Raw genomic sequence first — 23,762 nt, 5'->3', positions numbered from 1 at the left:
CCCTTTACACCCCCGACCCCTCCCGAACCTCAACTTGCGCCCCCTCCACATCCCCAGCCCCCGCCGACGCCTCCGGCACCCCCTCCACCGACAGCCCTCGCATCAGCGCCCAGTACCCCACAGCCGCCCCCGTCCCCAGCACCGCGCAAGTTCCCCACAGCCACTCCGCCCCGAAGTGGTCGATCACGTAGCCCGACATCAGGGGGGCGACCAGTGCTGCCACCGACCAGGACATCGTGTAGATGCCCTGGTAGCGGCCCCGGCCGTGGACGGGGGAGAGGCGGACCACCAGGCCCGTCTGCGTGGGGGCGTTGACGATTTCCGCCAGGGTCCAGACGCAGATCGTCAGGGCGTACACCGCGACCGAACCCGCGAACGCCGTCAGGCCGAAGCCGTAGCCCGCGAGCAGCGCCGAGATGATCAGGAGGCGGCGCGGGTCGCGGTGCTGGATGTAGCGGGTGACGGGGATCTGCACCGCCACGATCAGGATGCCGTTCACCGCGATCGCCAGGCCGAAGTCGGCGCTGGAGAAACCGTCCGTGCCCATCGCGACCGGCAGACCCACGTAACCCTGTTGGAAGATCAGGGAGATGAGGAAGGACAGGCCCACCACGCCCATGAAACGGCCGTCCTTCAGCACCGTACCTATGCCGATCTGAGGTTCCGCTTCCTTCTCCACCGCCGTCCGCTCGGGGCGCGACTCCGGCAGCTTGAGGAACACCACGATCGCGCAGACCAGCGTCAGCGTCGCCTCGCCCAGGAAGCCCGCCAGGTAGCTGTACTGCGCGATGAAGCCCGCCGTCATCGACGAGATGGCGAAGCCCAGGTTGATCGCCCAGTAGTTGAGGGAGAACGCGCGCACGCGGTCCTGCGGCTTCACGATGTCCGCCATCATCGCCTGCACCGCCGGCCGTGACGCGTTGCTCGCCATGCCGACGAGGAACGCGACCCCCGCGATCGCCACCGGATCCGTCATGAAGCCGAGCAGCGCGACCGACAGAGCCGTCGACGTCTGGGCGATGACCAGGGTGGGGCGGCGGCCGAGGCGGTCGGTCATGATGCCCGCGCCGATCGACGAGACGACCCCGCCGAGCCCGTGCAGGGAGGCCACAAGGCCCGCGTACGAGGCCGAATAGCCCCGGTCCAGGGTGAGGTAGAGCGCCATGAAAGTGGCGACGAAGGCCCCGAGCCGGTTGATCAGGGTGCTGGTCCACAGCCACCAGAACTCCCGGGGCAGCCCCGAGACGGTTTCTCGTGCGGCGCGTCTCAGACTGGCGACGGACATGCGGCTTCCCCCGGAACTGTGCCACTCGCGTAAGTGGTGCGGCTGATGTCCGCAAGTTACAAGTGGCTGGTTCCCGGGGGCCAGTGAATTGACGGCGTCCGTCAATCGAGACGGCCCGGGAGCTAAGTCCCTGCGCGCGCGAGGGGCCCGTGGCGTCGATTAGGCTCGGACGCATGGCCGACGCACCGTACAAGCTGATCCTCCTCCGCCACGGCGAGAGCGAGTGGAACGAGAAGAACCTGTTCACCGGGTGGGTGGACGTCAACCTCACGCCGAAGGGCGAGAAGGAGGCGGCGCGCGGCGGTGAGCTGCTCAAGGACGCCGGCCTGCTCCCCGACGTGCTGCACACCTCCCTCCAGAAGCGCGCCATCCGCACCGCCCAGCTCGCGCTGGAGTCCGCGGACCGCCACTGGATCCCGGTGCACCGCAGCTGGCGCCTGAACGAGCGCCACTACGGCGCCCTCCAGGGCAAGGACAAGGCGCAGACGCTCGCCGAGTTCGGCGAGGAGCAGTTCATGCTGTGGCGCCGCTCGTACGACACCCCGCCGCCGGCGCTTGAGGACGGGACGGAGTTCTCGCAGAGCGACGACGCCCGCTACGCGACGATCCCGCCGGAGCTGCGCCCGCAGACCGAGTGCCTCAAGGACGTCGTGACGCGCATGCTGCCGTACTGGTACGACGGCATCGTCCCGGACCTGCTCGACGGCAAGACCGTCATGATCGCGGCCCACGGCAACTCGCTGCGCGCGCTGGTCAAGCACCTCGACGGCATCTCCGACGCCGACATCGCGGGCCTGAACATCCCGACCGGCATCCCGCTCGTGTACGAGCTCGACGCCGACTTCAAGCCGGTCAAGCCGGGCGGCACCTACCTCGACCCGGACGCGGCCGCCGCCGCGATCGAGGCCGTGAAGAACCAGGGCAAGAAGTAACCCAAGAGGCACCCTCGGTGGTTCCCAAGAGGGACCCCTGTAGTGCCCAACAGGTAACCCCTGTAGTTACGCACGCACCAAGGCAATCAAACCCCCTGCCTGCGGATTTGCCGCCGCGCAGGGGGTTTTGCGTTACGCCCCGTAGCGGGCCGCTCTCGCTCCGGTCGCCGACCCGGCGCCCTGTGGATAGCCTCAAAATGCGTATTTCGCCCGAACGGTGAGCCGAGTACCCGGACGGTGAGCCGAGTACGACGCCTCGTACGGCGAACCGCGCATCACCTGGGGGAGTCCGTCAAGACAGGAGTCCAATGTGAAAGCCACCCTGCGCAGCCGCTGCGTCCGGACGTTCGCGGCCGGTGCGCTGTCCGCTGCCCTGCTGACCGCCGGCGCGGCCGGCACCTTCGCCCATGCCGCCGCGAGCCCCAAGCCGAAGCCGTCCACTTCCGCGTCCAAGTCGGCCGCGTCCATCACCGTGAAGGCGTCGTCGGCCTCGGTGAAGGCCGGTGACAAGGTGACGTTCACGGGCCGCACCTCGGGCTTGCCCATAGGCACCAAGCTGGTGCTCCAGCACAAGAAGGGCAGCAAGTGGACGACCCTGCAGGCCAGCACCCTGGTCAAGCAGGGCAGCAGCTACTCCCTTGAGGCCAAGCTCAACGACAAGGGCAAGCAGGAACTGCGGATCAAGTACGACGAGGTCACCTCGCCGTCCGTCACCGTCACGGTGAAGTGAGTCGTCACCGCGAAGTGAGTCGTCACCGTGCAGTGAGCCGGCCCCAGCGATGAGCCGGCCGCGGCGATGAAGGAGGGGCCCCGCCCGAGCCGGGCGGGGCCCCTCCTCGTGCTGGGACTCATGCTGGGAACAACACCGTCGGCGGGATCAGCCGCCGCATTGGCAGGGCGCGCCCGACTGGCAGCCGCAGCCGCAGCCCGAGCCGCAGCCGCAAGCGCCGATCAGTGGGAGCCGGACCACTTCGACAGGGGTGACAGGTGCTTCCTGGCGTGGTTCGGACGTGGGCGAATCGGCCATGGGTCCCTCCCGGGGTAGGCAGACGCAAGGAGCCTTCGCTCATTGCATGCCCACTTCGGCGGGCGCGTCAACGGCGCACGCGCGCAAGCCTGTTGGGGCCACACCGGCGCCTGCCGGGTGTCAGGTCCCCTCGACCGTCGTGGCCGCCTGGAGTTCGTCGGCGTGTTCGCCGGTGACCAGGTAGACGACGCGCTTGGCGACCGACACCGCGTGGTCCGCGAAGCGCTCGTAGTAGCGGCCGAGCAGGGTCACGTCCACCGCGGTCTCGATGCCGTGCTTCCAGCGGTCGTCCATCAGGTGCTGGAACAGCGTGCGGTGCAGCAGGTCCATCTCGTCGTCGTCCTGCTCCAGCTGGAGGGCCAGGTCGACGTCCTTGGTGATGATGACCTCGGCGGCCTTCGCCATCAGGCGCTGGGCGAGCTGGCCCATCTCCAGGATGGTGGCGTGCAGGTCGTGCGGAACGGCGCGCTCCGGATAGCGAAGGCGGGTCAGCTTGGCCACGTGCTGGGCGAGGTCGCCCGAGCGCTCCAGGTCGGCGCTCATGCGCAGGGAGGTCACGACGATCCGCAGATCGGTGGCGACCGGCTGCTGGCGGGCCAGCAGGGCTATCGCCCGGGCCTCCAGGTCGTGCTGGAGATCGTCGACCTTCTGGTCGGCCGCGATCACGCTCTCGGCGAGCTTCAGATCGGCGTCGAGCATGGCCGTGGTGGCGCGCCCGATCGCCGACCCGACAAGGCGGGCCATTTCGACCAGGCCCTCGCCGATCGAGTCAAGTTCCTCGTGGTACGCGTCCCGCATGGGTGTCCCTCTCTACAACGTCTCCGGGGGGCCGGGGGTGCCTGTGAACCCCACGCTCCCACGTTCCGTCCGTTACGCGTCCGATTCGGCCATAGGAAGTGAACCGTCCCTATCACCTCGGTGAACTCTGGGCGACGAACGTTCGAGCGGCCACCCATTTGGCTGGGTCAGTGTCGGTGGGGCCGCATAACCTGGGTGCATGGACGTGAACGCGGCGGTCGCCGCATTGGCAGCGATCGCCGGGGTGTGCACCGGCGTGATCGCCATGCTGGCGTTCCGCTGGAGCGAGCGCGACCAGGCGCGGCCCACCCGGACATCCCTGCACACCGACGCCGTACTGCCCCCGGGCGTGGACACGGTCCTTTCCGTACTGCGCTCCTCCGCGGTCGTCCTCGACGAGAGCGACTCGGTGGTCAAGGCCAGCTCCGCGGCGTACGCGCTCGGCCTGGTCAGGGGCGGCAAGCTGGCCGTCGAGCCCATGCTGCACATGGCCCGCGACACCCGCCGCGACGGCGAGATACGGCAGGTCGAGCTCGACCTGCCCCGGCGCGGCACGGGCCGGGGCGAGGCCCTCGCGGTCTCGGCCCGGGTCGCCCCGCTCGGCTCCCGGCTCGTCCTGCTCCTGGTGGAGGACCTCACCGAGGCCCGCCGCATCGAGGCCGTACGGCGGGACTTCGTGGCCAACGTCAGCCATGAGCTCAAGACCCCCACCGGGGCGCTCTCCCTGCTCTCCGAGGCCGTCATGGACGCCTCGGACGACCCCGAGGCGGTCACCCGCTTCGCCGGCCGGATGCAGATCGAGGCGACCCGGCTCACCAACCTGGTCCAGGAACTCATCGACCTCTCCCGCGTCCAGAACGACGACCCGCTGGAGGACGCCGAGCCGGTCCGCGTCGACGAACTCGTCGCCGAGGCCATAGACCGCTCCCGGCACCCCGCGTCCACCAAGCAGATCACCATGGCCGCGGGCGGCACCGCCGACCTGTACGTCTGGGGCAACCGCGGCCAGCTCGCCGCGGCCCTGGGCAACCTGGTCGAGAACGCCGTGAACTACTCGCCGGCCAGGACCCGGGTCGGCATCGCCGGGCGCCGCATCGCCGCGCCCGGCGGGGACCTGATCGAGATCGCCGTGACCGACCAGGGCATCGGCATCTCCGAGAAGGACCGCGAGCGCGTCTTCGAGCGCTTCTACCGGGTGGACCCGGCCCGCTCCCGTGCCACTGGCGGCACGGGCCTTGGCCTGGCCATCGTCAAGCACGTGGCCGCCTCGCACGGCGGGGAGGTCACGGTGTGGAGCTCCGAGGGACAGGGCTCCACCTTCACCCTGCGGCTGCCGGAAGCCGGCGCCGTTCGGGACCGCGCCTCCGCCGGGCGCGGGCCTGTCACGGTCGACGAGGACGAGGACGTCCCGTACGAGACCTTCAGTTCCGCTGTGCCTGAATCACAAGCCATAGTTCCTGCCCCGGAGGTCCTTCCGTGACCCGAGTGCTCGTCGTCGAGGATGAGGAATCCTTCAGCGACGCCCTGTCCTACATGCTCCGCAAGGAGGGCTTCGAGGTCGCGGTGGCGGCCACCGGGCCCGACGGCCTGGACGAGTTCGAGCGCAACGGCGCCGACCTGGTTCTGCTGGACCTGATGCTGCCCGGCCTGCCGGGCACCGAGGTCTGCCGTCAGCTCCGCGGCCGCTCCAACGTCCCGGTCATCATGGTGACCGCCAAGGACAGCGAGATCGACAAGGTCGTGGGCCTGGAAATAGGAGCCGACGACTACGTCACCAAGCCGTTCTCCTCGCGCGAGCTGGTGGCCCGCATCCGGGCCGTCCTGCGCCGCCGCGGCGAGCCGGAGGAGGTCACCCCGGCCGCCCTGGAGGCGGGCCCGGTCCGCATGGACGTCGACCGCCACGTGGTCACCGTCTCCGGTGGCAAGGTCGACCTCCCGCTGAAGGAGTTCGACCTCCTGGAGATGCTCCTTCGCAACGCGGGCCGCGTCCTGACCCGCATGCAGCTCATCGACCGGGTCTGGGGCGCGGACTACGTCGGCGACACCAAGACACTGGACGTCCACGTCAAGCGCCTGCGCGCCAAGATCGAGCCGGACCCGGGCGCGCCGCGCTACCTGGTGACGGTCCGCGGCCTGGGCTACAAGTTCGAGCCGTAGGCCGTACAGAGGCGCCGTGTAGAGACGCATGGACGCATAGGCGCATAAAAAGGAGGGCGGGCCCGGATCAGATCCGGGCCCGCCCTCCTTTTTATGCGCCTACACGGGTACGTCAGTGACCCGCCGCCGTGTGCGACGGCGAGCCGGAGCCCGCGGGCTTGCCGCTGCCGCCCGGGGTGTTCGGCGTGGCCGAGCCGGACGGGGCGCCCGAGACAGGGGCCGACGGCTCGCCCGAGGGGGTCTCCTTGGGCTTCGGGAGCTCGCTGGGGCCGACGCCCTGGAAGTAGCTGGTGGCCGGGACCACGAAGGCGTCCAGGCTCACCGCGCCGGTCTTGCTGAACTGGAAGGTGACCTTCTGCGCGTCGCCGTTCTTGGCGGCCTCGCGGCCGTTGGCGACGACCGCGGAGGCGTTGCCCTTGCCGCCGAGCACGACGGAGCCGTGCGCCGGGACGGTGATCGGGCCGGCGCCCTTGGCCGGGGAGAGCTTGACGGCGGCGCTGCCGACCTGGACCGAGTCCAGCGTCTGCGGGTCGGTGCCGTTGTTGAACAGCGTCGCAGCGACGACGGCCGGGCCCTCGGCGTCGACCTTCGGCTGGGTGACGACCGTCGCGTTCTGGACCTTGATGTCGCCCACGGTGACGTAGGCGCTGTCCGCCTTGACCCCGAGCGTCTGGGCCCCGTTGCCCGCGGCACAGGCGGAGAGGGAGGCGAGCGAGAACGCGATGGCAGAAGCGGCGAGGGCGCCGCGTCGAAGGCTGCGGCTCACGGCGGCGGCAACTCCTTGGACGTACGAGACGGACTGCTTCGGACGGGCTACGGGTCAGCCGGCCGCATACCTAAGGGCCAGCTAAGGGTGTGTCAGCGGGCCTAGATTACCGAGCCGCCCGACGCGCCCCGCACCCGACCCGCCCCTTGGGGCGACGGGCCCGCCGAACTCGGGTGGATCACGTTCCGATCTTGGTCTTTCGTACGCCGTTCACATATGCCGGGTGATCAATTTCCCGGGCCGCCACACATTCCTTACCGAAAATCCCCGGGAGTGGTCCGACCGGGTCGTTCGTTGATCAATTCCGGAAAGAATCCCGCACGGCCGAACGGGTGAACGAGCGCCGAACGGAGTAGATGAAGTTCACCGTCCGGAATCCGGCAAACCGGGACGTTCGGCCTCTGTGGGCGCCGATCGGGGGTGCGTAACGTACGCGTTTCGCAGCCCCTTCGCAGCTGCTCCGACCTGCGAATACCGCGTTCCGCAAGCCCTCCGCAGCACGTTCCTGTTGCTGTTGTCAAGCCCCGAGATATGCCCTGACCTGCGAAAACGCCATTCAGAAGAAGCCGTATCCGTGTTACCCTGGATAGCCACGGAAGGGGTACCTGTCACATGACGTTCAAGGTTGGCGACACCGTGGTCTATCCCCATCACGGGGCCGCGCTGATCGAGGCCATCGAAACTCGCCAGATCAAAGGCGTGGACAAGACCTACTTGGTGCTCAAGGTCGCCCAGGGCGACCTGACTGTGCGCGTGCCCGCGGACAATGCGGAGTTCGTCGGCGTTCGCGATGTAGTTGGTCAGGACGGGCTGGACCGGGTCTTCGAGGTGCTGCGCGCGCCGTACGCGGAGGAGCCCACGAACTGGTCCCGTCGCTACAAGGCAAATCTCGAGAAGCTCGCCTCCGGCGATGTCATCAAGGTCGCCGAAGTGGTGCGTGACCTGTGGCGTCGTGAGCGCGAGCGCGGACTGTCCGCAGGTGAGAAGCGCATGCTCGCCAAGGCGCGCCAGATCCTGGTGAGCGAGCTGGCCCTCGCGGAGAACACCAACGAAGACAAGGCCGAGGCTCTTCTCGACGAGGTCCTCGCGTCCTGACGCCGTCAGTTCCGGGGCCCGGTTAGTTCCGGGATCCCGCCCCGGAATGCCCGGCATTGCCGCGGTGCCCGCTGACCAGCAGTGAAAATTGCTGTGTCGCCGGGCGCTGCGGCATGTTCGTATCCCCTCGCCGTCAGCGCTCGCACTCTGTGTGTACCGTGCCGGGCCCGGGCGGCCTGCCTGACCGGTCGTCACGGAAGGGCCGGTCAGGGCGTCGCGCCCGGCACTCCCCCAGGCTCCAGGAGCAGGGGGTACCCCCAGGCCATACCCATGTCGTTTGAGGACACAAACCTTGTCAGACGAATCGCGCCCTTTCCGCACTGCCGCGGTGATTCCAGCGGCCGGCCGCGGCGTGCGGCTCGGCCCGGGCGCCCCCAAGGCGCTCCGCGCGCTGAACGGCACGCCGATGCTCATCCACGCCGTCCGGGCGATGGCCGCCTCCCGCGCCGTCTCGCTCGTCGTCGTGGTGGCCCCGCCGGACGGCGCCATCGAGGTGAAGAACCTCCTCGCCGAGCACGCCCTGCCGGACCGCACCGACTTCCTCGTGGTGCCCGGCGGCGAGAGCCGGCAGGAGTCCGTGAAGCTCGGCCTGGACGCGCTGCCGCCCGGCTTCGACGTCGTACTGGTCCATGACGCGGCCCGCCCGCTCGTTCCCGTGGACACCGTCGACGCGGTCATCGAGGCGGTTCGCGACGGAGCGCCCGCCGTCGTGCCCGCCCTCCCGCTCGCCGACACCGTCAAGCAGGTCGAGCCGCGTGCCGACGGCTCGCCGGAGCCCGTCGTCGCCACTCCCGAGCGGGCCCGGCTCCGCGCGGTGCAGACCCCGCAGGGCTTCGACCACGCCACGCTCGTACGCGCCCACGAGAGCGTCACCGAGAACGTCACGGACGACGCCAGCATGATCGAGCAGCTCGGCCTGACCGTCGTCGTGGTGCCCGGCCACGAAGAGGCGTTCAAGGTGACCCGGCCGCTCGACCTCGTGCTCGCCGAGGCCGTACTCGCACGACGGAGGGCCAACGATGGCTTCTGAGACCGCCGGCCCCGTGATCCCGCTCGTCGGGATCGGCACCGACGTCCACGCCTTCGAGCGCGGGCGCGAGCTGTGGTGCGCCGGGCTGCTCTGGGAGGGTGAGGAGTACGGCCTCGCCGGGCACTCCGACGGGGACGTCGCCGCCCATGCCGCGTGTGACGCGCTGTTCTCGGCGGCCGGCGTCGGCGACCTCGGCGCGCACTTCGGCACCGACCGCCCCGAGTGGTCCGGCGCCGCGGGCGTGACCCTGCTCGCCGAGGCCGCCCGCATCGTGCGCGCCGAGGGGTACGAGATCGGGAACATCGCGGTGCAGGTCATCGGCGTACGGCCGAAGATCGGCAAGCGGCGCGACGAGGCTCGGAAGGCGCTGTCGGCCGCGGCCGGGGCGCCCGTCTCGGTGTCCGGCACCACCACGGACGGGCTCGGTCTGACCGGCCGGGCCGAGGGGCTCGCGGCGATCGCCACGGCGCTGGTGTACCGGGCGCGGTAGAAGTCGATCACCCCGCGGAAGATCGTCGGGCGGGTCCGACACCCAACAGTCGCCAAATTGTGTGCCCCGAGGCCCGGAAGGGTCGCGGGGCACTGGTATTGGGCCACTACCCTTGTGGGGTGACCATTCGCCTGTACGACACCAGCGCCCGGCAGATTCGTGATTTCGTTCCGCTCTCGCGGGGTTGTGTCTCGATCTACCTGTGTGGTGCCACGGTTCAGGCGGCTCCGCATATCGGGCACATCCGGTCGGGGCTGAACTTCGACATCATGCGGCGCTGGTTCGAGTACCGGGGTTATGACGTCACGTTCATCCGCAATGTCACGGACATCGACGACAAGATCATCAGGAAGTCGGGCGAGCAGGGCCGTCCGTGGTGGTCGATCGGGTACGAGAACGAGCGCGCGTTCAACGACGGCTACACCGCGCTGGGCTGCCTGGCGCCCACGTACGAGCCGCGTGCGACCGGGCACATCACCGAGATGGTCGAGATGATGCGCGGTCTGATCGAGCGCGGGCATGCTTATGAGGCGGACGGCAGCGTCTATTTCGACGTGCGTTCCTTCCCGGGCTATCTCCAGCTGTCCAACCAGGACATCGATGATCTGCGCCAGCCCGCCGAGGAGGGCATCACCGGCAAGCGGGATCCGCGGGACTTCGCGATGTGGAAGGCGACCAAGCCGGGCGAGCCCGACTGGGAGACGCCGTGGGGGCGGGGCCGGCCGGGCTGGCACCTGGAGTGCTCGGCGATGGCCCACAAGTATCTGGGCTCCGCGTTCGACATCCACGGCGGCGGCCTCGATCTGGTCTTCCCGCACCACGAGAACGAGATCGCCCAGGCCAGGGCCTACGGTGACGACTTCGCCGCCTACTGGGTGCACAACGCGTGGGTGACGATGTCCGGCGAGAAGATGTCGAAGTCGCTGGGCAACAGTGTGCTGGTCTCGGAGATGGTCAAGCAGTGGCGGCCGATCGTGCTGCGCTACTACCTGGGCACCCCGCACTACCGGTCGATGATCGAGTACAGCGAGGAGGCCCTGCGCGAGGCCGAGTCGGCGTTCGCGCGGATCGAGGGCTTCATCCAGCGCGTGGTGGAGAAGGCCGGTGGCATGGTCGAGCCCGCCGCCCAGGTCCCGCCCGCGTTCGCCGAGGCCATGGACGACGACCTGGGCGTGCCGCAGGCCCTCGCGGTCGTCCACACCACGGTGCGTCAGGGCAACAGTGCGCTGGCCGCCGACGACAAGGAAGCCGCCACCGCCCGCCTGGCCGAGGTCCGCGCGATGCTCGGCGTGCTTGGCCTGGACCCGCTGGATGCGCACTGGGCCGGCGAGTCCGACCGGGGCGAGGACCTCCACGGCGCCGTCGACACCCTGGTACGCCTTGTCCTGGAACAGCGTGAGGCCGCCCGCTCCCGCAAGGACTGGGCCGCCGCCGACGCGATCCGCGACCAGCTCACCCAGTCCGGCCTCGTCATCGAGGACAGCCCCACCGGCCCCCGCTGGACCCTCGGCCCACGCTGAACCCACACGCGACGTGCCGCCCGGGCGATCGGGCGGCACACTTCATATACGTACGTACACGATCTGCATCCGCATGTGGATCGCGGATTCACTGAGGAAATAGGTAGGTCATGGCCGGGAACAGCCAGCGCAGGAACCGCCGCACGTCCAACAAGAAGGGCGCTACGGTCGGCAGCGGTGGCCAGCGGCGCCGTGGCCTGGAGGGCAAGGGCCCCACGCCCAAGGCCGAGGACCGCAAGAAGCACAAGAAGAACCGCATCGCGACCGCCAAGGCCAAGCAGGCCGCGACGCGCCGCCCCGCACCCCGGCGCGGCGGCGCCAAGGGCGCGTCCGAGATGGTCGTGGGCCGCAACCCGGTCTTCGAGGCGCTGCGCGACGGCGTCCCGGCGACCACGCTCTACGTCCAGCAGTACATCGACAACGACGAGCGCGTCCGCGAGGCCCTCCAGCTCGCCGGCGAGCGCGGCAACATCAACCTGATGGAGGCCCCGCGCGCCGAGCTCGACCGGATGACGAACGGCCTCAACCACCAGGGCCTCGTCCTCCAGGTCCCGCCGTACGAGTACGCGGACCCGCAGGAACTCACCGCGCTCGCGTACGACAACGGCGAGGACCCGCTGATCGTCGCGCTCGACGGCGTGACCGACCCGCGCAACCTCGGCGCCATCGTCCGCTCCACCTCCGCCTTCGGCGGCCACGGCGTGGTCGTGCCCGAGCGGCGCGCGGCCGGCATGACGGCGGGCGCCTGGAAGTCGTCGGCGGGCACCGCGGCCCGTACGCCCGTCTCCCGCGTCACCAACCTGACGCGCGCCCTTGAGGCGTACAAGAAGGAAGGCCTCACGATCGTCGGCCTCGCCGCCGACGGCGAGCACACGGTCGAGGACCTGGAGCAGATCGGCGGCCCCGTCGTCATCGTGATCGGCAGCGAGGGCAAGGGACTTGGCCGGCTCGTCGGCGAGACCTGCGACTACCGCGTGCGGATCTCGATGCCGGGCGGCGCCGAGTCCCTCAACGCCGGTGTGGCCGCGGGCATCGTGCTCTACGAGGCGGCCCGCCGCCGCGCCTGACCTGGGTGATCTTGACGGGTCTCGGACAGATTCGGGCCCGTCAAGCAGTGTCCTAAACCCCCATCACTCGGTTAGATGAGTGTGGACACCAGAACGCCCCGGCCCGGGTTCGACGACCAGCCTGCCCTGAGCATGGTCAAGGTGGACTGCGACCCCGCGCAGGTCATCGTCAACCACGCGAGCTTCCGGGTGCAGCTTGCGCCCAAGTCGCTGCCGAAGCCCCTCATTTCGAGCACCGCGGTCCGCCGCAGGGCGCCCGTGGTGTGGAGCGGGAAGTCGGCGCCGGGGGCGAGCGGACTCCTGCAGGCGGTCCGCGCCACCTCCGTCGCCGTCGCCGGCGGCGCGGGCGAGCGCTACGACTCCGGCTCGACGCAGGTCATCCCGCGCATCACCGTCGACGACGCGAGGCCGACGCCGCTCATCCCCAGACCCGGCGCGGCACCGGAGACCGCACTGCTCCCGCAGATGCGCACTCCCTACCGCCAACAGCCGTACGGACAGGGCGAGTTCGAGGACTTCGACGAGCTCGACGGCGACGGGGGCGACGGCTCGACCGCCAAGCGGCGCGGCGCCGAACCGGTCCGGCACGCCTATTACCCGGGCCGCCGGATGAACCTCGGCGTCGTGCTGCTCCCGCTGCGCGTCTTCCTCGGTTTCATCTCCGTGTACGCAGGCATGGGCAAGCTGTGCGACCCCGTGTACTTCGACGGCGGCGAGCGCGGCTCGATGGTCAAGTGGCTGAATTCGCTGCACCCTTGGGCGCTCGCCGAGCCCCTGCGCGACTTCGCACTCCAGCACCCCGTGGGCGCCGGCCTGACCGTCGCGTTCCTCCAAGTCGTCGTCGGCGTACTGACGATGCTGGGCCTGTGGCAGCGGGTGGCGGCCGTGTTCGGCGCGCTCCTTTCGGCGGCCCTGCTCGTGACGGTCAGCTGGCAGACCGTACGCGCCTACGACGCGCCCGACATCATCTACCTCGCCGCCTGGTCCCCGCTGATCATCGCGGGCGCCCCGGTGTACTCGCTGGACGCCCGGCTCGCCGGCGAGGCCTGGCGCAAGCTCGGGCCGCGCTCCGAACTGTGGGAGCTGCGGCGGCGGGTGCTGCGGCGCGGCCTGGTCATGACGACCGTCGTGGTCGGCCTCACCCTGACGACCGGCGCGCTCCTGGGCGGCGCGGTCCGCTCCACCACCGTGGTGACCGTGCCCGGCCCCGACGACGACCCGACCAACTACCTGCCCGGCACTCCGCTGCCGAGCGAGACCGGCCCCGCGCTCGCGCCCCGTACACCCATCAGGAGCGCCAAGCCGTCGGCCAAGGCCAAGACGTCGGCGAGCCCGTCGGCGAAGCCGTCCAAGAAGCCGAAGGTCCACCAGACCGTCTCCGCGGGCACCACCGGCCAGCCGAGCCACTCCGCCGGCACCGGCGGCGGCCAGCCCCCGTCCCGCCACCGCAGCACCCCGCTGGCCCCGCCGTCGACGAGCGCGGGCCCGACGTCGTCGGGCAGCACGGGCTCAAGGGGCGGCGGCAACCGCAACCCCATCGGGGGGCTGCTGGGCTAGCGGCGGAACAGCACAGCGGAGGGGCCGGACACTTCAGGTGTCCGGCCCCTCCGGCGTTCACGCGAAGGCCCTCACAGGGCTCAACTCCGCTGAGCAGCAAGCTCCTTGGCCGCCTCCGTGAGGTCCTTCGCCGTGTCGATGGCTCGCCAGTACGCCCCGTGGGGCAGCGGGAACCCGGCCAGGCGGCGCTCCCGGGCGAGGCGGGGGAACGTGGTGCGCTCGTGGTCGCCGACGTCCGGCAGCATCGCGGTGAAGGCCGCGGAGAAGACGTACACGCCCGCGTTGATGAGGTATGGCGAGGGCGGCGACTCGATGAAGTCGGTGATGTGACCGAAGGCGTCGGTCTCGACGGCGCCCCACGGGATGCGGGGGCGGGCCAGGGCCAGCGTGGCGGTCGCGTCGCGCTCGCCGTGGAAGGAGGCCATCTCGCGGAGCGAGAAGCGCGTCCAGATGTCGCCGTTGGTGGCGTACCAGGGCTGGTCGGGGTGTGGCAGCGAGGCCGCTGCGTACTTGAGGCCGCCGCCCCGGCCCAGCGGCTCGTCCTCGACGACCGTGGTGACACGCAGCGGAAGATCGGCCTTTGCCAGCCAGTCCTTCAGGACGTCGGCGAGGTGGCCGCAGGAGACGACGGCGTCAGTGACGCCCTCGGCGGCCAGCCAGGCGAGCTGATGGCCGATGATCGGGATCCCGGTGCCCGGGATCTCGACCATCGGCTTCGGGCGGTCGTCGGTGTACGGACGAAGTCGTGAGCCCTGGCCGCCCGCCAGGACCACGGCCTGCGTCGGAAACGTCGCAGTTGTGCTCGCAGTCATGCGGTGAACGATAGGCGTCCCCGCAGCGGGGCGTCACCGCTCCTGGGCCACGCCGGAGGCGAAGGAGGTGTCGCAGACGGGGCGGGAGTACGACTGGGCCTTCACGGGGCCGTAGTGCTCGACGGCGGCCCTGCCGAGCGCGCGGGCGATCGACATGCAGTGCTGGGCGAGCGAGGGGCGGTGCTCCACCTCGCGCTGGAGGTGGGTCAGCGCGGTGCCGGGGTCCTTCTCCTGGAGCTCGGTCAGGAGCGCGTCGCGCAGGACGTCCTGCGGGGCACGGGACTTGGCGCGTACGGAGACGTTCTCGGAAGAGGCGGTCAGGATCTGCGATTCGTTGCCGGCCCAGTTGACCCGGGTGACCGCGAGCGTCCCGGAGAGAACGAGGACGACGGGCAGGACGAGGGCGAGAGTTCGGCCGATTCGGCGGGCTGTGTGCGTCACGGAGGCGAGCGTAGCGGGGAGTGATGATTTGGCGACATTTAGTCACCCTGTCGGGGGATGGTTCGACGCTGCTTTTCGAATCACGTGTTGACGAACGGGATTCGAAATGGCCGGTGTGCCGGGGTATTTGTCGACAACGGGCGGCGGCCCCGCACTCGCATGCGGGGCCGCCAAAATCGTAGACCCCCTGGTGGGGCCTTCGTAGCGTACTCAGTCGGTGAGGCGCTCGCCCGTCGAAGTGGAGAACACGTGGGTCTCACCCGGACGCGGGACGACGTGCAGCTGAGTGCCCTTGTCCGGGACGGCTCGGCCGTTCACGCGGACCACGAGGTCCTTCACTTCGCCGCCGACCTCGGCGGAACCGTACACATAGCCGTCGGCGCCGAGCTCCTCGACGACGTTGACGGTGACGGCGAGACCGGCCGGGGCGTCCGCGGACTCCTTGGTGAGGGCCTTCGCGGCGCCGCCGTTCTGCTCGACGATGTCGAAGTGCTCGGGGCGGACGCCGACGGTGACCGTGCGGTCGCCCCGGTCGGCCGCGGCGGACAGCGCCTCGCGGCTGACCGGCACCACGCTGTTGCCGAACTTCACGCCGCCGTCGGTGATCGGCACCTCGACCAGGTTCATGGCGGGCGAGCCGATGAAGCCGGCGACGAAGAGGTTGGCCGGGCGGTCGTACATGTTGCGCGGCGAGTCGATCTGCTGGAGCAGACCGTCCTTGAGGACGGCCACGCGGTCGCCCATCGTCATGGCCTCGACCTGGTCGTGCGTGACGTACACGGTGGTGATGCCGAGCCGGCGCTGGAGCGAGGCGATCTGCGTACGGGTGGAGACGCGGAGCTTGGCGTCCAGGTTGGACAGCGGCTCGTCCATGAGGAAGACCTGCGGCTCGCGCACGATGGCGCGGCCCATGGCGACGCGCTGGCGCTGGCCTCCGGAGAGCGCCTTGGGCTTGCGGTCGAGGTACTCGCTCAGGTCGAGGATCTTGGCGGCCTCCTCGACCTTCTTCCGGATCTCCGCCTTGTTCACGCCGGCGATCTTGAGGGCGAAGCCCATGTTGTCGGCGACGGTCATGTGCGGGTACAGCGCGTAGTTCTGGAACACCATCGCGATGTCCCGGTCCTTGGGCGGCAGGTGCGTGACGTCACGCTCGCCGATGCGGATCGCTCCGCCGTTGACGTCCTCCAGGCCCGCGAGCATGCGCAGCGAGGTGGACTTTCCGCAGCCGGAGGGGCCGACGAGCACGAGGAACTCGCCGTCCTCGATCTCGATCTCCAGACCGTCGACCGCGGGCTTGGTGGAGCCCGGGTAGATCCGGGTCGCCTTGTCGAACGTGACAGTGGCCATGACTGATGTGTCCCTTCACCGGCAGGAACGTGCCGGACGATCCGAGTAGAGGGAGAAGTGGTTTAGTCCACCTGAGTGGACTGGGTCAGGACGCTACCTGGGGATGCCCGTCCTGTCAGCAGTCCGCCCCCACGAACTTGTCAGCAGTACGGCCCCACGAACCTGTCGCCGGTGCGGCCCCACGAAATTTCCGGCCGCACCCGCGCGAGCGTTGGTTACACTTCACGGGTTGCCTCCTTAGCTCAGCTGGCCAGAGCACCGCTCTTGTAAAGCGGGGGTCGTCGGTTCGAACCCGACAGGGGGCTCTGCCGCAACACAGTGCAACAAAGCGTCCCGGGCCTGCCAGGTTCGGGACACTTGCTTTTTCGGGGTGTGGGGAGAGAGGCAGTCAACGCATGAGTCGTCGTTCCAGCGGGCTTGTCGGCGTCTGGGCGGAGGCGCAGCGTCAGCAGCAGCGCCAGCGGGAGGCGCAGCAGCGGGCGGTGGTACAGGAGCAGCGGCAGCAGCGGGCGTACGAGCGTGATCTCGCGCGGATGCAGCGCGAGCAGCAGGCGGCGTACCGGCAGGGGCGGGAAGCGGACGCCCGGCTTCGTACGGAGGAGTTGGAGGGGCAAGTCGCCCTGCTGGGCGGGCTGTTGGCGGACGGGTGCCGCGCGGCGCCGTTCCGGGTCGCGTCGCTGACCCGGGCGGAGCGGGTCGCGCCGTTCGAGCCCGGTCAGCTCGGGCAGCCGGTGGTGATGCCCGATCCGGCGCGCTATCAGGCCCAGGGCGGCTGGACGGCCGGGCGGCGGGCGCAGGCGCAGCAGGAGGCCGAGGCCAGGTACCAGCACGACTGGCGGGCCGCGCAGGCCGCCGAGGCACACCGCGTGCAGCAGCTCGCGGCGTACCGGGCGCAGTACGACGCGTGGGCCGCCGAGCAGCTCGCCGAGGTGCGCGGGCACAACGCGGGCCTCGCCCAGCTGGTGGACGCGCTGCGGGCCGGCGAGCCGGGTGCGGCCGTCGACTACTTCTCGGCCGCCCTCTACTCCTCGGGCGCCTGGCCCGAGGGCTTCCCCCGGCAGGTGTCCGCCGCCTTCGACCGGGGCGCGCGCCAGCTCGTCCTCGACTGGGAGCTGCCCGGGGTCGAGGTGGTCCCCGAGGTCAAGTCCGTTCGCTACGTGGCCAGTTCGGACCAGGAGAAGGAGTCGGCCCGGCCCGTCACCCAGCGGCGGGCGCTGTACCGGGACGCGCTCGCTCAGTGCATGCTGCTCGTGCTGCGCGAGGTGTTCGCGGCCGATGAGTTCGGCTGTCTTGAGTCGGTCGCCCTGAACGGCTTCGTCGACGATGTGGATCCTGCCACCGGGCGTCCGGCGGAGATCTTCCTCGCGACGGTGAGCGTGCCGCGTGCCGCGTTCGAGTCGCTGAACCTCGGGCAGGTCAGCGCGGTCGACTGCCTGGTGGAGGCGCTGCGCGGCCAGCTGTCCGTGCGGCCCGACCAGCGCACCGCCGTACGCCCCGGGCGGCGGCCCGCCGACGTCGGGACGGGCGTCGTGTCGCACGGGGGCGGCGAGGAGCCCGACCTGTTCACGATGGACCCCATCGAGTTCGAGGGCCTGGTCGCCGAGCTGTTCCGGGCACGTGGCATGCAGGCGCTCACCACCCAGCGCTCCAACGACGGCGGCGTCGACGTCGAGGCCCTCGACCCGGACCCGATCAGCGGCGGCCGGATCATCGTCCAGGTCAAGCGCTACCGCAACACGGTCCCGCCGACGGCGGTGCGCGATCTCTACGGCACGGTGCAGGGGGCCGGCGCCAACAAGGGCGTCCTGGTGACGACTTCTGGCTTCGGGCCCGGGTCGTACGGCTTCGCGGAGGGGAAGCCGTTGACGCTGGTGTCGGGGGCGGAGCTGGTGGATCTGCTGCATCAGCACGGCTTGCGGGGGCGGCTCGGTTCAGGCTCGGCCGAGCCGCCCGCTTCCGGGGAGGCGGCCGTCCCCGCCCAGCGGGCCGCGCGGGACGACGTTCCGGAGGACTTCAACATCCTCGGTATGACGTGGACCGGGGCGGTCTCGCTCGATGTGTGCGCGCTGGTGTGCCGGGGGTCTCGGGTGCTGGCCGAGGAACACTTCGTCTTCTTCAACAACCCGGAGAATCCCGGGAGTTCGGTACGGATGGTGCGGCCGGGGGCGGGGGGTGACCGGGCGGCGGTGCGGGTGGTCTTCGACGCGCTGCCGTCCGGCGCGGACAGGCTCGTGCTGGTGGCCGCGGTGGATCCGGAGGTGAATCCGGCCGGGGATCTGGGCGGGTTCACCTCGGCGGCGATATGCCTGCGGGATGCGGCGGGGCGTGAGCTGGACCGGCTCCCCGTCTCGGACGGGCGTCCGGGCGAGACGGCCCTGGTGCTCGGGTCTTTCCGCCGCCGGGCGGGGGGTGACTGGGACTTCGTCCCGGGTGGGAAGGGGTATCGGGGTGGGTTGGGGGAGTTGGTGGGCGAGTACGGGGTTGTGGTGGCCTGAGGGGTTGGCCCCCGCCCCGCCCCTTCCCGCTGTGACACTCTGCGGCTCCGCCGCGTGGCCTCCGGGGGTGTGGCTTGGCTGAGCCGGACTCCTGGGGCTCCGCCCCAGACCCCGGGGAGCCCCCACCCCACCCCTTCCCGAAACCCGCCGGGGGTTGAAGGACTCCTGGGGCTCAGCCCCGGACCCCGTTCGCGCCTCAAAGGCGCTCGTCCTCAAACTCCCCCAAGGCCTCAAGGGCCAGGGGGGACCCCCATGACGGGCTGAATATGGGCTGACGTCCGCTGTCGACATTGCCCGGCGGGTGGGGATGCCCGCATGAACACGCCGCCAAGAACGCCCCGCTAGGGGCGCGGGGAACTGCGCGCTCAGCCACGTACGGTCCGCGGTCGAAAGCGGGGTTGGGAGCGCGGGGAACCCCGCGACCAGCCGGGCGCCGGTCGCGGCAGAGCCACGGCGCAGAGGGGGGCTGGGCGCAGCCCAGGGGGGGGGTGGGTCAGTGGCGGCCCGCTATTCGGTCGGCCAGGGTCGCGATGCGGTCGGTCGCGGCCGCGTGGGTCAGCCGCTCTCGCCGGTCCGCGGCCCGGTACGCCGCGTACATCCCCTGCACCCCCAGCCACCGGAACGGCTCGGGCTCCCACTGCCGTACCTCGTGGTTGACCCACGGCAGAGCTGTCAGCGAGGTACCCCCCGCCTGCCCCGAGTCCTGCCGCACCAGGTCCCGCAACGTACGCGCCGCGAGGTTCGCCGTGGCCACGCCCGAGCCGACGTAGCCGCCCGCCCAGCCGAGCCCCGTCGTACGGTCCAGGGGTGACCGAGGCGCACCAGTCGCGCGGCACGCCGAGGACCCCCGACCAGGCGTGGCTCACGCGCGCCCCGGCCAGTTGGGGGAAGAAGCGCACCAGGATTTCCCGTAGCGCCTCGACCGTCGCCGCCTGGGTGCGGCCGTCGTTGTCCGTCCGCGAGCCGAAGCGGTACGGGACGCCGCGGCCGCCCAGGGCGATGCGGTCGTCCGCCGTGCGCTGCGCGTACATGTACGCGTGCGCCATGTCGCCCAGCGTCTCGCGCCCCGCCCAGCCGATCGCCTCCCACACCTCCGGCCCGAGCGGCTCCGTCGTGATCATGGAGGAGTTCATCGGCAGCCAGGCCCGCCGCTGCCCCTTCAGCGAGGCCGTGAACCCCTCGGTGCAGCGCAGGACGTAGGGCGCGCGCACCGTTCCGTACGGGGTGACGGCGTGCCGGGGCCGGATCTCGGTGACCGGTGTCGACTCGTACACCGTGACCCCGAGCGCCTCGACCGCCGTTGCGAGGCCCTTGAGCAGCTTCACCGGGTGGATGCGCGCCCCGTGCGGGGTCCAGGTGGCCCCGACCGCCCCGCTGACCCGGATCCGTTCCGCCGTCTCGCGCGCCCCGAGCAGTACCCGGTCCTTCTCGCCGAAAGCGATCTCGGCGGCGTGAAACGCCTTGAGGCGCCCCAACTGGGCTGGTGTATAAGCGACTTCGAGCACGCCGCCCTGGTGGATGTCGGCCTCGATCCCTTCCTCCCCGGCGACCCGCACCACCTCACCCACGGTGTCGTTCATCGCCTGCTGGAGGCGGACCGCGCTCTCCTGGCCGTGCAGCTTGGCGTAGCGGTCGCGGCCCGCGATGCCGTTGTACAGCCAGCCGCCGTTGCGGCCGGAGGCGCCGTAACCGCAGAAGCGGGACTCCAGGACGGTGATGTTGAGGAAGGGCGCCGCCTTCTTCAGGTAGTACGCCGTCCACAGGCCGGTGTATCCGCCGCCGACGATCACCACGTCGGCGGTCGTGTCGCCGGGCAGCGGCTCGCGGGGTGTGGGGATGCCGTCGGTTGCGTACCAGAAGGAGATTCCGCCGTTGATCGTGCTCATGGGCACGTTCGTACACCTGGGTCACCGGGCTGTCCACCCTCGGACAGCTCTCGGAGAGCTCTCGGGCAGTCCTTGAGAACCTACGGAATCCGCAGGTGGCAGGGCCGTTGCGGAATCCGTGGGACCAATGGCGGCGTGGGGCGGGACCTTTGGCGGCCGGGGCGGTGCGGTGGGGTGTTTAGTGTCGAAGGTTAGGAATTTTGCTCTGTTTTGTGCCGAAAGGTTGAATCTTCATGGGTGTACGCAGTTTCCGTCGTGCCGCCGTCGCAGTGGCGGCGGCCACGGCCCTCGGCCTGTCGGCGGCGGCCTGCTCCTCGGACTCGGGCTCGGGCACGTCCTCGCAGGCGGAGCTCACCGCGAAGACCTCCCCGGACGCCGCCACGCTCGCGAAGCTGCCCGCGAAGGTCGAGGGCGCGGAAATCGTCGTCGGTGATCCGAACGCGCCCCACACCGTGACGGTGTACGAGGACCCGCGCTGCCCGTTCTGCATGCACTACGAGGGCGGCGGAGCGGCGGCGGTCGCCAAGCTCGCCGCCGAGAAGAAGGTCAAGGTCCGCTACACGATTGCCTCGTTCCTCGACGCCAACTTCGGCGGGGACAGCTCGAAGCGGGCCGTGAACGCGATGCGGGCCTCGGTCGAGCAGGGCAAGTTCCCCGAGTTCCACGCGGCCGTGTTCGCGAGCCAGCCGGAGAAGGAGACGGACGACGCCTTCACCGCCGACAACCTCCTGAAGATCGCCGACAAGGTGCCCGGCCTGCGCGGGGCCGCCTTCGACAAGGCGGTACGGGAGAACACGTACAAGGACTTCGTGAAGGCGGCGGAGGGGGCGTTCGAGAGCTCGGGCGTCAACAGCAGCCCCGTGATCCTGATCGACGGGAAGAAGCCGGCGGGCGACGGCCGGGCGATCTTCAACGAGGAGGCGTTCAAGAAGGTGCTGGCGGACGCGGGCATCTCCTAGCGGGTGCGGTCCTTGGCCCGCGCCCCCGAGAACCCCATCCCCCGGCCGACCGTACGCAGCGCGTCGGCCGGGTTCCAGGGGGCGCCGCCCCGCCCGCGGGTGAGCGGGTAGCAGGCAAGCCCGACCAGCACGGACGCGAAGTGTCCGAGGTCGGTGAAGGTGCGCCCGCCGAGGAGCGGAGCGCCGTAGATGACGAGAATCACGGCGAGGTACAGGTAGCGAGAGGGCCTTGCGATCCGGTACGTGAGCACGGCGACGACTCCCGCCAGGGCATAACTCACGCCCACATCAAGGGTGTTGACGGCCGAGTGGGGTGCGTAGTCGTGCCGGATGGCCCACAGCAGGGCGCCCTCGCTGATGAAGGTGGCGGCCACGTGCGTGCCGAAGGCGACGATCAGCCAGCGCAGGGTGCCGAGCCAGCGTTCGGCCTGCGCGTGGAAGACGGAGTAGAGCACGGCGTACGGGAGCCAGCCGCCGCCGTCGATCCAGAAGGCGCTCGCGATCAGGACCCGGCGCGGGTTGGTCGACAGCTCGTGGATGTTGGTGGACCGCTGCCGCAGGAAGTCCGCCTCGAACTCCGGTGACATGTGGTGCATGGCGATGGTCGTGACGAACAGCGCGGCCAGCCAGAGGTAGGTGCCGGGGGCGCTGCGGATGTAACGCCGGACGCGGCGGAGCAGTCGCCCGCCGGGCGGAAATGGCCTCATGCCCCGATTCACGCACGGCGGCGGGACGGGCGGCGGGACCGACATTCGAGGCTAGCCATCCGGATCGGGGCATCCCGGGGATGGGCCAACGATGCGTCCGCTCCCTAGACTTGAGGTCATCGATCTGCCACGGGGGGTGGGCCATGGCCATTGAGCTGGCGGTCGCACTGGGGGCGCTTGCGGCACGCGCGGTCGTCGCCCAGCTGATCCAGGGCCGGCCCATGGACAACGCGGACTGGGCCGGGGTGGCGACCCAGGTGGTGGACGTCCTGGTCACCACGTCGACCCGGCAGGAGTCGGACGTCCATCAACTCGGCCAGAAATTCACTGAGTTGGGGCGCAAGGTCGACCTGGTCGGCGAGGAGGTCCGGAAGATCCCGGGGCGCGAGTTCGAGGAGTACATGGCCGCCGGACGCCGGTACGTACGGGATCTGCCCGACGCGTGGCGGAGCCGGAAGGACCGCCGCGAACTGATCCGCGACGCCCGCCGCGAGTTCGTGCACGCCTACGGGATCGCGGAACACATGAAGTCCCCGCAGCGTCAGGCGGTGGCGGACGTGGCCATCGCCGGCTGCTGGCTGTGGGTGCCCTCGCTGCCCGACGTGAGGAAGACGATCGGGGCGGCCCGGGGGATCCTGGAGAAGGAGATGCTGTACGGGACGTCGCTGCCGACCAAGTCGTACGCCGACGTGCTGTACCTCTGCAAGAGGTACGGCGAGCAGCCCGCGAACGCGGGGAAGCCGATCCTGCCGGCGACGCCGGGAAGGCCGCCCACCGGCGGGGCACGCCTCGCCGTCCGTGTGAAGTACGGCGACCCGGCCGTGTGCGCGGGGGTGGAGATGCGGGTGGAGGAACTCCCGCCCGAAGCCGACGACCCCCCGAGGGCGGCCCGCCCCGGCACGCGGAATCCCGACCCCCTGCCACTGGGGAGGTTCCCCCGGAACCCCCAGCCGCCGACGCTGTTCCCGCGAAACCCCCAGCCACCTGGGCGCTTCCAACGCACCCCTCAGCGAATCACGCACTTCCCGCTGAACCCTCAGCCATCCGTACGGGACCTGGGCTTCCCTCAGGCGCCCGTGCCGCCGCCACCGCGGAAAAGGGTCAGGGTCCACGTACGGAACCACCGGGCCGAGTGCATCGCGGTCTCCGTGACCGCCGACGCCGTCATCGCCCGGCTCCCCGGCGCGGGGAACACCCTGCCGACCGAGAACAGGGTGAGGCCCGGGGCGGCGGCGACCTTCGAACTGACCCGCCCGCGAGCCGCGCTCAACACGTCGATCCTGGCGGCGTCCGGCATCCCGGCCGTCCCGGGGCTCCCGAACATCGGCTTCGTCCTGCCGTAGGCCTGGTCCGGTGGTCCGGGGGCCGGTGGGTAGCGCGGGTCCGCAAGG

General features: G+C 70.5%; 21 protein-coding genes and 1 tRNA gene. 14 read left to right on the top strand and 8 right to left on the bottom strand.

Annotated elements, in window-relative coordinates; genetic code table 11:
• Positions 1-4: 4 nt before the first annotated feature.
• Positions 5-1,285: an MDR family MFS transporter gene (locus ADK54_RS26280; RefSeq protein ID WP_053728187.1), complete on the bottom strand. Its 1,281-nt coding sequence runs from the start codon at positions 1,283-1,285 to the stop codon at positions 5-7.
• A 173-nt stretch (positions 1,286-1,458) separates the two neighbouring features.
• On the opposite strand from ADK54_RS26280, the gene ADK54_RS26275 reads away from it, so the two are divergent.
• Positions 1,459-2,217 carry a phosphoglyceromutase gene (locus ADK54_RS26275; RefSeq protein WP_053728186.1) on the top strand — a complete coding sequence of 253 codons (759 nt, stop codon included), beginning with the start codon at positions 1,459-1,461 and terminating at the stop codon, positions 2,215-2,217.
• A 310-nt stretch (positions 2,218-2,527) separates the two neighbouring features.
• Positions 2,528-2,947, top strand: a complete 420-nt coding sequence (locus ADK54_RS26270) for a hypothetical protein (protein WP_053728185.1) — start codon at positions 2,528-2,530, stop codon at positions 2,945-2,947.
• A gap of 417 nt (positions 2,948-3,364) precedes the next feature.
• On the opposite strand, the gene phoU is transcribed toward ADK54_RS26270, so the two are convergent.
• Positions 3,365-4,042, bottom strand: a complete 678-nt coding sequence (gene phoU / locus ADK54_RS26265) for a phosphate signaling complex protein PhoU (RefSeq protein WP_053728184.1) — start codon at positions 4,040-4,042, stop codon at positions 3,365-3,367.
• A gap of 199 nt (positions 4,043-4,241) precedes the next feature.
• Between phoU and ADK54_RS26260 the strand changes: the two genes are divergently transcribed.
• Both ADK54_RS26260 and ADK54_RS26255 read left to right on the top strand, forming a co-directional pair.
• Entirely contained in the window at positions 4,242-5,522 is a 1,281-nt protein-coding gene (locus tag ADK54_RS26260) for a sensor histidine kinase (protein ID WP_053728183.1), read from the top strand.
• Positions 5,519-6,199, top strand: coding sequence for a response regulator transcription factor (locus tag ADK54_RS26255; protein ID WP_017242433.1), 681 nt, complete (start codon positions 5,519-5,521; stop codon positions 6,197-6,199). Before ADK54_RS26260 ends, ADK54_RS26255 begins: the two co-directional genes overlap by 4 nt.
• Before the next feature lie 112 nt (positions 6,200-6,311).
• On the opposite strand, the gene ADK54_RS26250 is transcribed toward ADK54_RS26255, so the two are convergent.
• The gene (locus ADK54_RS26250; RefSeq protein ID WP_053728182.1) at positions 6,312-6,965 is read right to left on the bottom strand and encodes a hypothetical protein; all 654 of its coding nucleotides are present in this window, start codon (positions 6,963-6,965) and stop codon (positions 6,312-6,314) included.
• Between the two features lie 612 nt (positions 6,966-7,577).
• On the opposite strand from ADK54_RS26250, the gene ADK54_RS26245 reads away from it, so the two are divergent.
• From ADK54_RS26245 to ADK54_RS26220, 6 genes are all read left to right on the top strand, one after another.
• Positions 7,578-8,060, top strand: a complete 483-nt coding sequence (locus ADK54_RS26245; RefSeq protein ID WP_003953493.1) for a CarD family transcriptional regulator — start codon at positions 7,578-7,580, stop codon at positions 8,058-8,060.
• A 292-nt stretch (positions 8,061-8,352) separates the two neighbouring features.
• Entirely contained in the window at positions 8,353-9,090 is a 738-nt protein-coding gene (gene ispD / locus ADK54_RS26240) for a 2-C-methyl-D-erythritol 4-phosphate cytidylyltransferase (RefSeq protein ID WP_053728181.1), read from the top strand.
• Entirely contained in the window at positions 9,080-9,580 is a 501-nt protein-coding gene (gene ispF, locus ADK54_RS26235; protein ID WP_053728180.1) for a 2-C-methyl-D-erythritol 2,4-cyclodiphosphate synthase, read from the top strand. Before ispD ends, ispF begins: the two co-directional genes overlap by 11 nt.
• Positions 9,581-9,699: 119 nt before the next feature.
• On the top strand, positions 9,700-11,100 hold the full coding sequence (gene cysS / locus ADK54_RS26230; RefSeq protein WP_053728179.1) for a cysteine--tRNA ligase: 1,401 nt from the start codon (positions 9,700-9,702) through the stop codon (positions 11,098-11,100).
• Between the two features lie 110 nt (positions 11,101-11,210).
• Positions 11,211-12,167 (top strand): 23S rRNA (guanosine(2251)-2'-O)-methyltransferase RlmB, encoded by a 957-nt coding sequence (rlmB, locus tag ADK54_RS26225; RefSeq protein WP_053728178.1) that lies wholly within the window; start codon positions 11,211-11,213, stop codon positions 12,165-12,167.
• 75 nt (positions 12,168-12,242) lie between these two features.
• Positions 12,243-13,724, top strand: a complete 1,482-nt coding sequence (locus tag ADK54_RS26220; RefSeq protein WP_053728177.1) for a DoxX family protein — start codon at positions 12,243-12,245, stop codon at positions 13,722-13,724.
• A gap of 80 nt (positions 13,725-13,804) precedes the next feature.
• Here the strand turns inward: ADK54_RS26220 and ADK54_RS26215 are convergent, their stop codons facing one another.
• The 3 genes from ADK54_RS26215 to ADK54_RS26205 all read right to left on the bottom strand — a co-directional run bounded on the left by ADK54_RS26215 (position 13,805) and on the right by ADK54_RS26205 (position 16,324).
• A complete protein-coding gene (locus ADK54_RS26215) occupies positions 13,805-14,536 on the bottom strand; it encodes a nucleotidyltransferase family protein (protein ID WP_053728176.1) in 732 nt (243 codons plus the stop codon).
• 33 nt (positions 14,537-14,569) lie between these two features.
• Positions 14,570-14,977, bottom strand: a complete 408-nt coding sequence (locus tag ADK54_RS26210) for a hypothetical protein (RefSeq protein ID WP_053728175.1) — start codon at positions 14,975-14,977, stop codon at positions 14,570-14,572.
• A gap of 210 nt (positions 14,978-15,187) precedes the next feature.
• Positions 15,188-16,324, bottom strand: a complete 1,137-nt coding sequence (locus ADK54_RS26205; RefSeq protein ID WP_053728174.1) for an ABC transporter ATP-binding protein — start codon at positions 16,322-16,324, stop codon at positions 15,188-15,190.
• Between the two features lie 231 nt (positions 16,325-16,555).
• Between ADK54_RS26205 and ADK54_RS26200 the strand changes: the two genes are divergently transcribed.
• Both ADK54_RS26200 and ADK54_RS26195 read left to right on the top strand, forming a co-directional pair.
• A tRNA-Thr gene (locus tag ADK54_RS26200) sits at positions 16,556-16,629 on the top strand.
• Positions 16,630-16,719: 90 nt separating this feature from the next.
• Complete coding sequence (locus tag ADK54_RS26195) at positions 16,720-18,819, top strand: restriction endonuclease (protein ID WP_053728173.1); 2,100 nt, start codon at positions 16,720-16,722, stop codon at positions 18,817-18,819.
• 365 nt (positions 18,820-19,184) lie between these two features.
• On the opposite strand, the gene ADK54_RS26190 is transcribed toward ADK54_RS26195, so the two are convergent.
• A complete protein-coding gene (locus ADK54_RS26190; protein ID WP_078966634.1) occupies positions 19,185-20,705 on the bottom strand; it encodes an NAD(P)/FAD-dependent oxidoreductase in 1,521 nt (506 codons plus the stop codon).
• A 233-nt stretch (positions 20,706-20,938) separates the two neighbouring features.
• On the opposite strand from ADK54_RS26190, the gene ADK54_RS26185 reads away from it, so the two are divergent.
• Complete coding sequence (locus ADK54_RS26185; protein ID WP_053728172.1) at positions 20,939-21,664, top strand: DsbA family protein; 726 nt, start codon at positions 20,939-20,941, stop codon at positions 21,662-21,664.
• Here the strand turns inward: ADK54_RS26185 and ADK54_RS26180 are convergent.
• Entirely contained in the window at positions 21,661-22,371 is a 711-nt protein-coding gene (locus ADK54_RS26180; RefSeq protein ID WP_053728171.1) for a rhomboid-like protein, read from the bottom strand. The two genes, ADK54_RS26185 and ADK54_RS26180, sit on opposite strands and share 4 nt — an antisense overlap.
• A gap of 143 nt (positions 22,372-22,514) precedes the next feature.
• Between ADK54_RS26180 and ADK54_RS26175 the strand changes: the two genes are divergently transcribed.
• Entirely contained in the window at positions 22,515-23,714 is a 1,200-nt protein-coding gene (locus tag ADK54_RS26175; protein ID WP_053728170.1) for a hypothetical protein, read from the top strand.
• Positions 23,715-23,762 lie beyond the last annotated feature (48 nt).

This window comes from Streptomyces sp. WM6378 (assembly GCF_001279695.1).
Classification (GTDB): Bacteria; Actinomycetota; Actinomycetes; order Streptomycetales; family Streptomycetaceae; genus Streptomyces.
The sequence above is the reverse complement of the archived record's forward strand: the minus strand, read 5'-3'. Positions and strand labels throughout refer to the sequence as shown.

What these genes read in the sequence shown, in the direction of transcription:
- ADK54_RS26180 (WP_053728171.1), bottom strand. Translation starts at nt 22,371, where the DNA reads ATGAGGCCATTTCCGCCCGGCGGGCGACTGCTCCGCCGCGTCCGGCGT.
- ADK54_RS26220 (WP_053728177.1), top strand. Translation starts at nt 12,243, where the DNA reads ATGAGTGTGGACACCAGAACGCCCCGGCCCGGGTTCGACGACCAGCCT.
- ADK54_RS26175 (WP_053728170.1), top strand. Translation starts at nt 22,515, where the DNA reads ATGGCCATTGAGCTGGCGGTCGCACTGGGGGCGCTTGCGGCACGCGCG.
- ADK54_RS26190 (WP_078966634.1), bottom strand. Translation starts at nt 20,705, where the DNA reads ATGAGCACGATCAACGGCGGAATCTCCTTCTGGTACGCAACCGACGGC.
- ADK54_RS26245 (WP_003953493.1), top strand. Translation starts at nt 7,578, where the DNA reads ATGACGTTCAAGGTTGGCGACACCGTGGTCTATCCCCATCACGGGGCC.
- ADK54_RS26260 (WP_053728183.1), top strand. Translation starts at nt 4,242, where the DNA reads ATGGACGTGAACGCGGCGGTCGCCGCATTGGCAGCGATCGCCGGGGTG.
- rlmB (WP_053728178.1), top strand. Translation starts at nt 11,211, where the DNA reads ATGGCCGGGAACAGCCAGCGCAGGAACCGCCGCACGTCCAACAAGAAG.
- ispF (WP_053728180.1), top strand. Translation starts at nt 9,080, where the DNA reads ATGGCTTCTGAGACCGCCGGCCCCGTGATCCCGCTCGTCGGGATCGGC.
- ADK54_RS26280 (WP_053728187.1), bottom strand. Translation starts at nt 1,285, where the DNA reads ATGTCCGTCGCCAGTCTGAGACGCGCCGCACGAGAAACCGTCTCGGGG.
- ADK54_RS26215 (WP_053728176.1), bottom strand. Translation starts at nt 14,536, where the DNA reads ATGACTGCGAGCACAACTGCGACGTTTCCGACGCAGGCCGTGGTCCTG.
- ADK54_RS26185 (WP_053728172.1), top strand. Translation starts at nt 20,939, where the DNA reads ATGGGTGTACGCAGTTTCCGTCGTGCCGCCGTCGCAGTGGCGGCGGCC.
- ADK54_RS26205 (WP_053728174.1), bottom strand. Translation starts at nt 16,324, where the DNA reads ATGGCCACTGTCACGTTCGACAAGGCGACCCGGATCTACCCGGGCTCC.
- phoU (WP_053728184.1), bottom strand. Translation starts at nt 4,042, where the DNA reads ATGCGGGACGCGTACCACGAGGAACTTGACTCGATCGGCGAGGGCCTG.
- ADK54_RS26195 (WP_053728173.1), top strand. Translation starts at nt 16,720, where the DNA reads ATGAGTCGTCGTTCCAGCGGGCTTGTCGGCGTCTGGGCGGAGGCGCAG.
- ADK54_RS26275 (WP_053728186.1), top strand. Translation starts at nt 1,459, where the DNA reads ATGGCCGACGCACCGTACAAGCTGATCCTCCTCCGCCACGGCGAGAGC.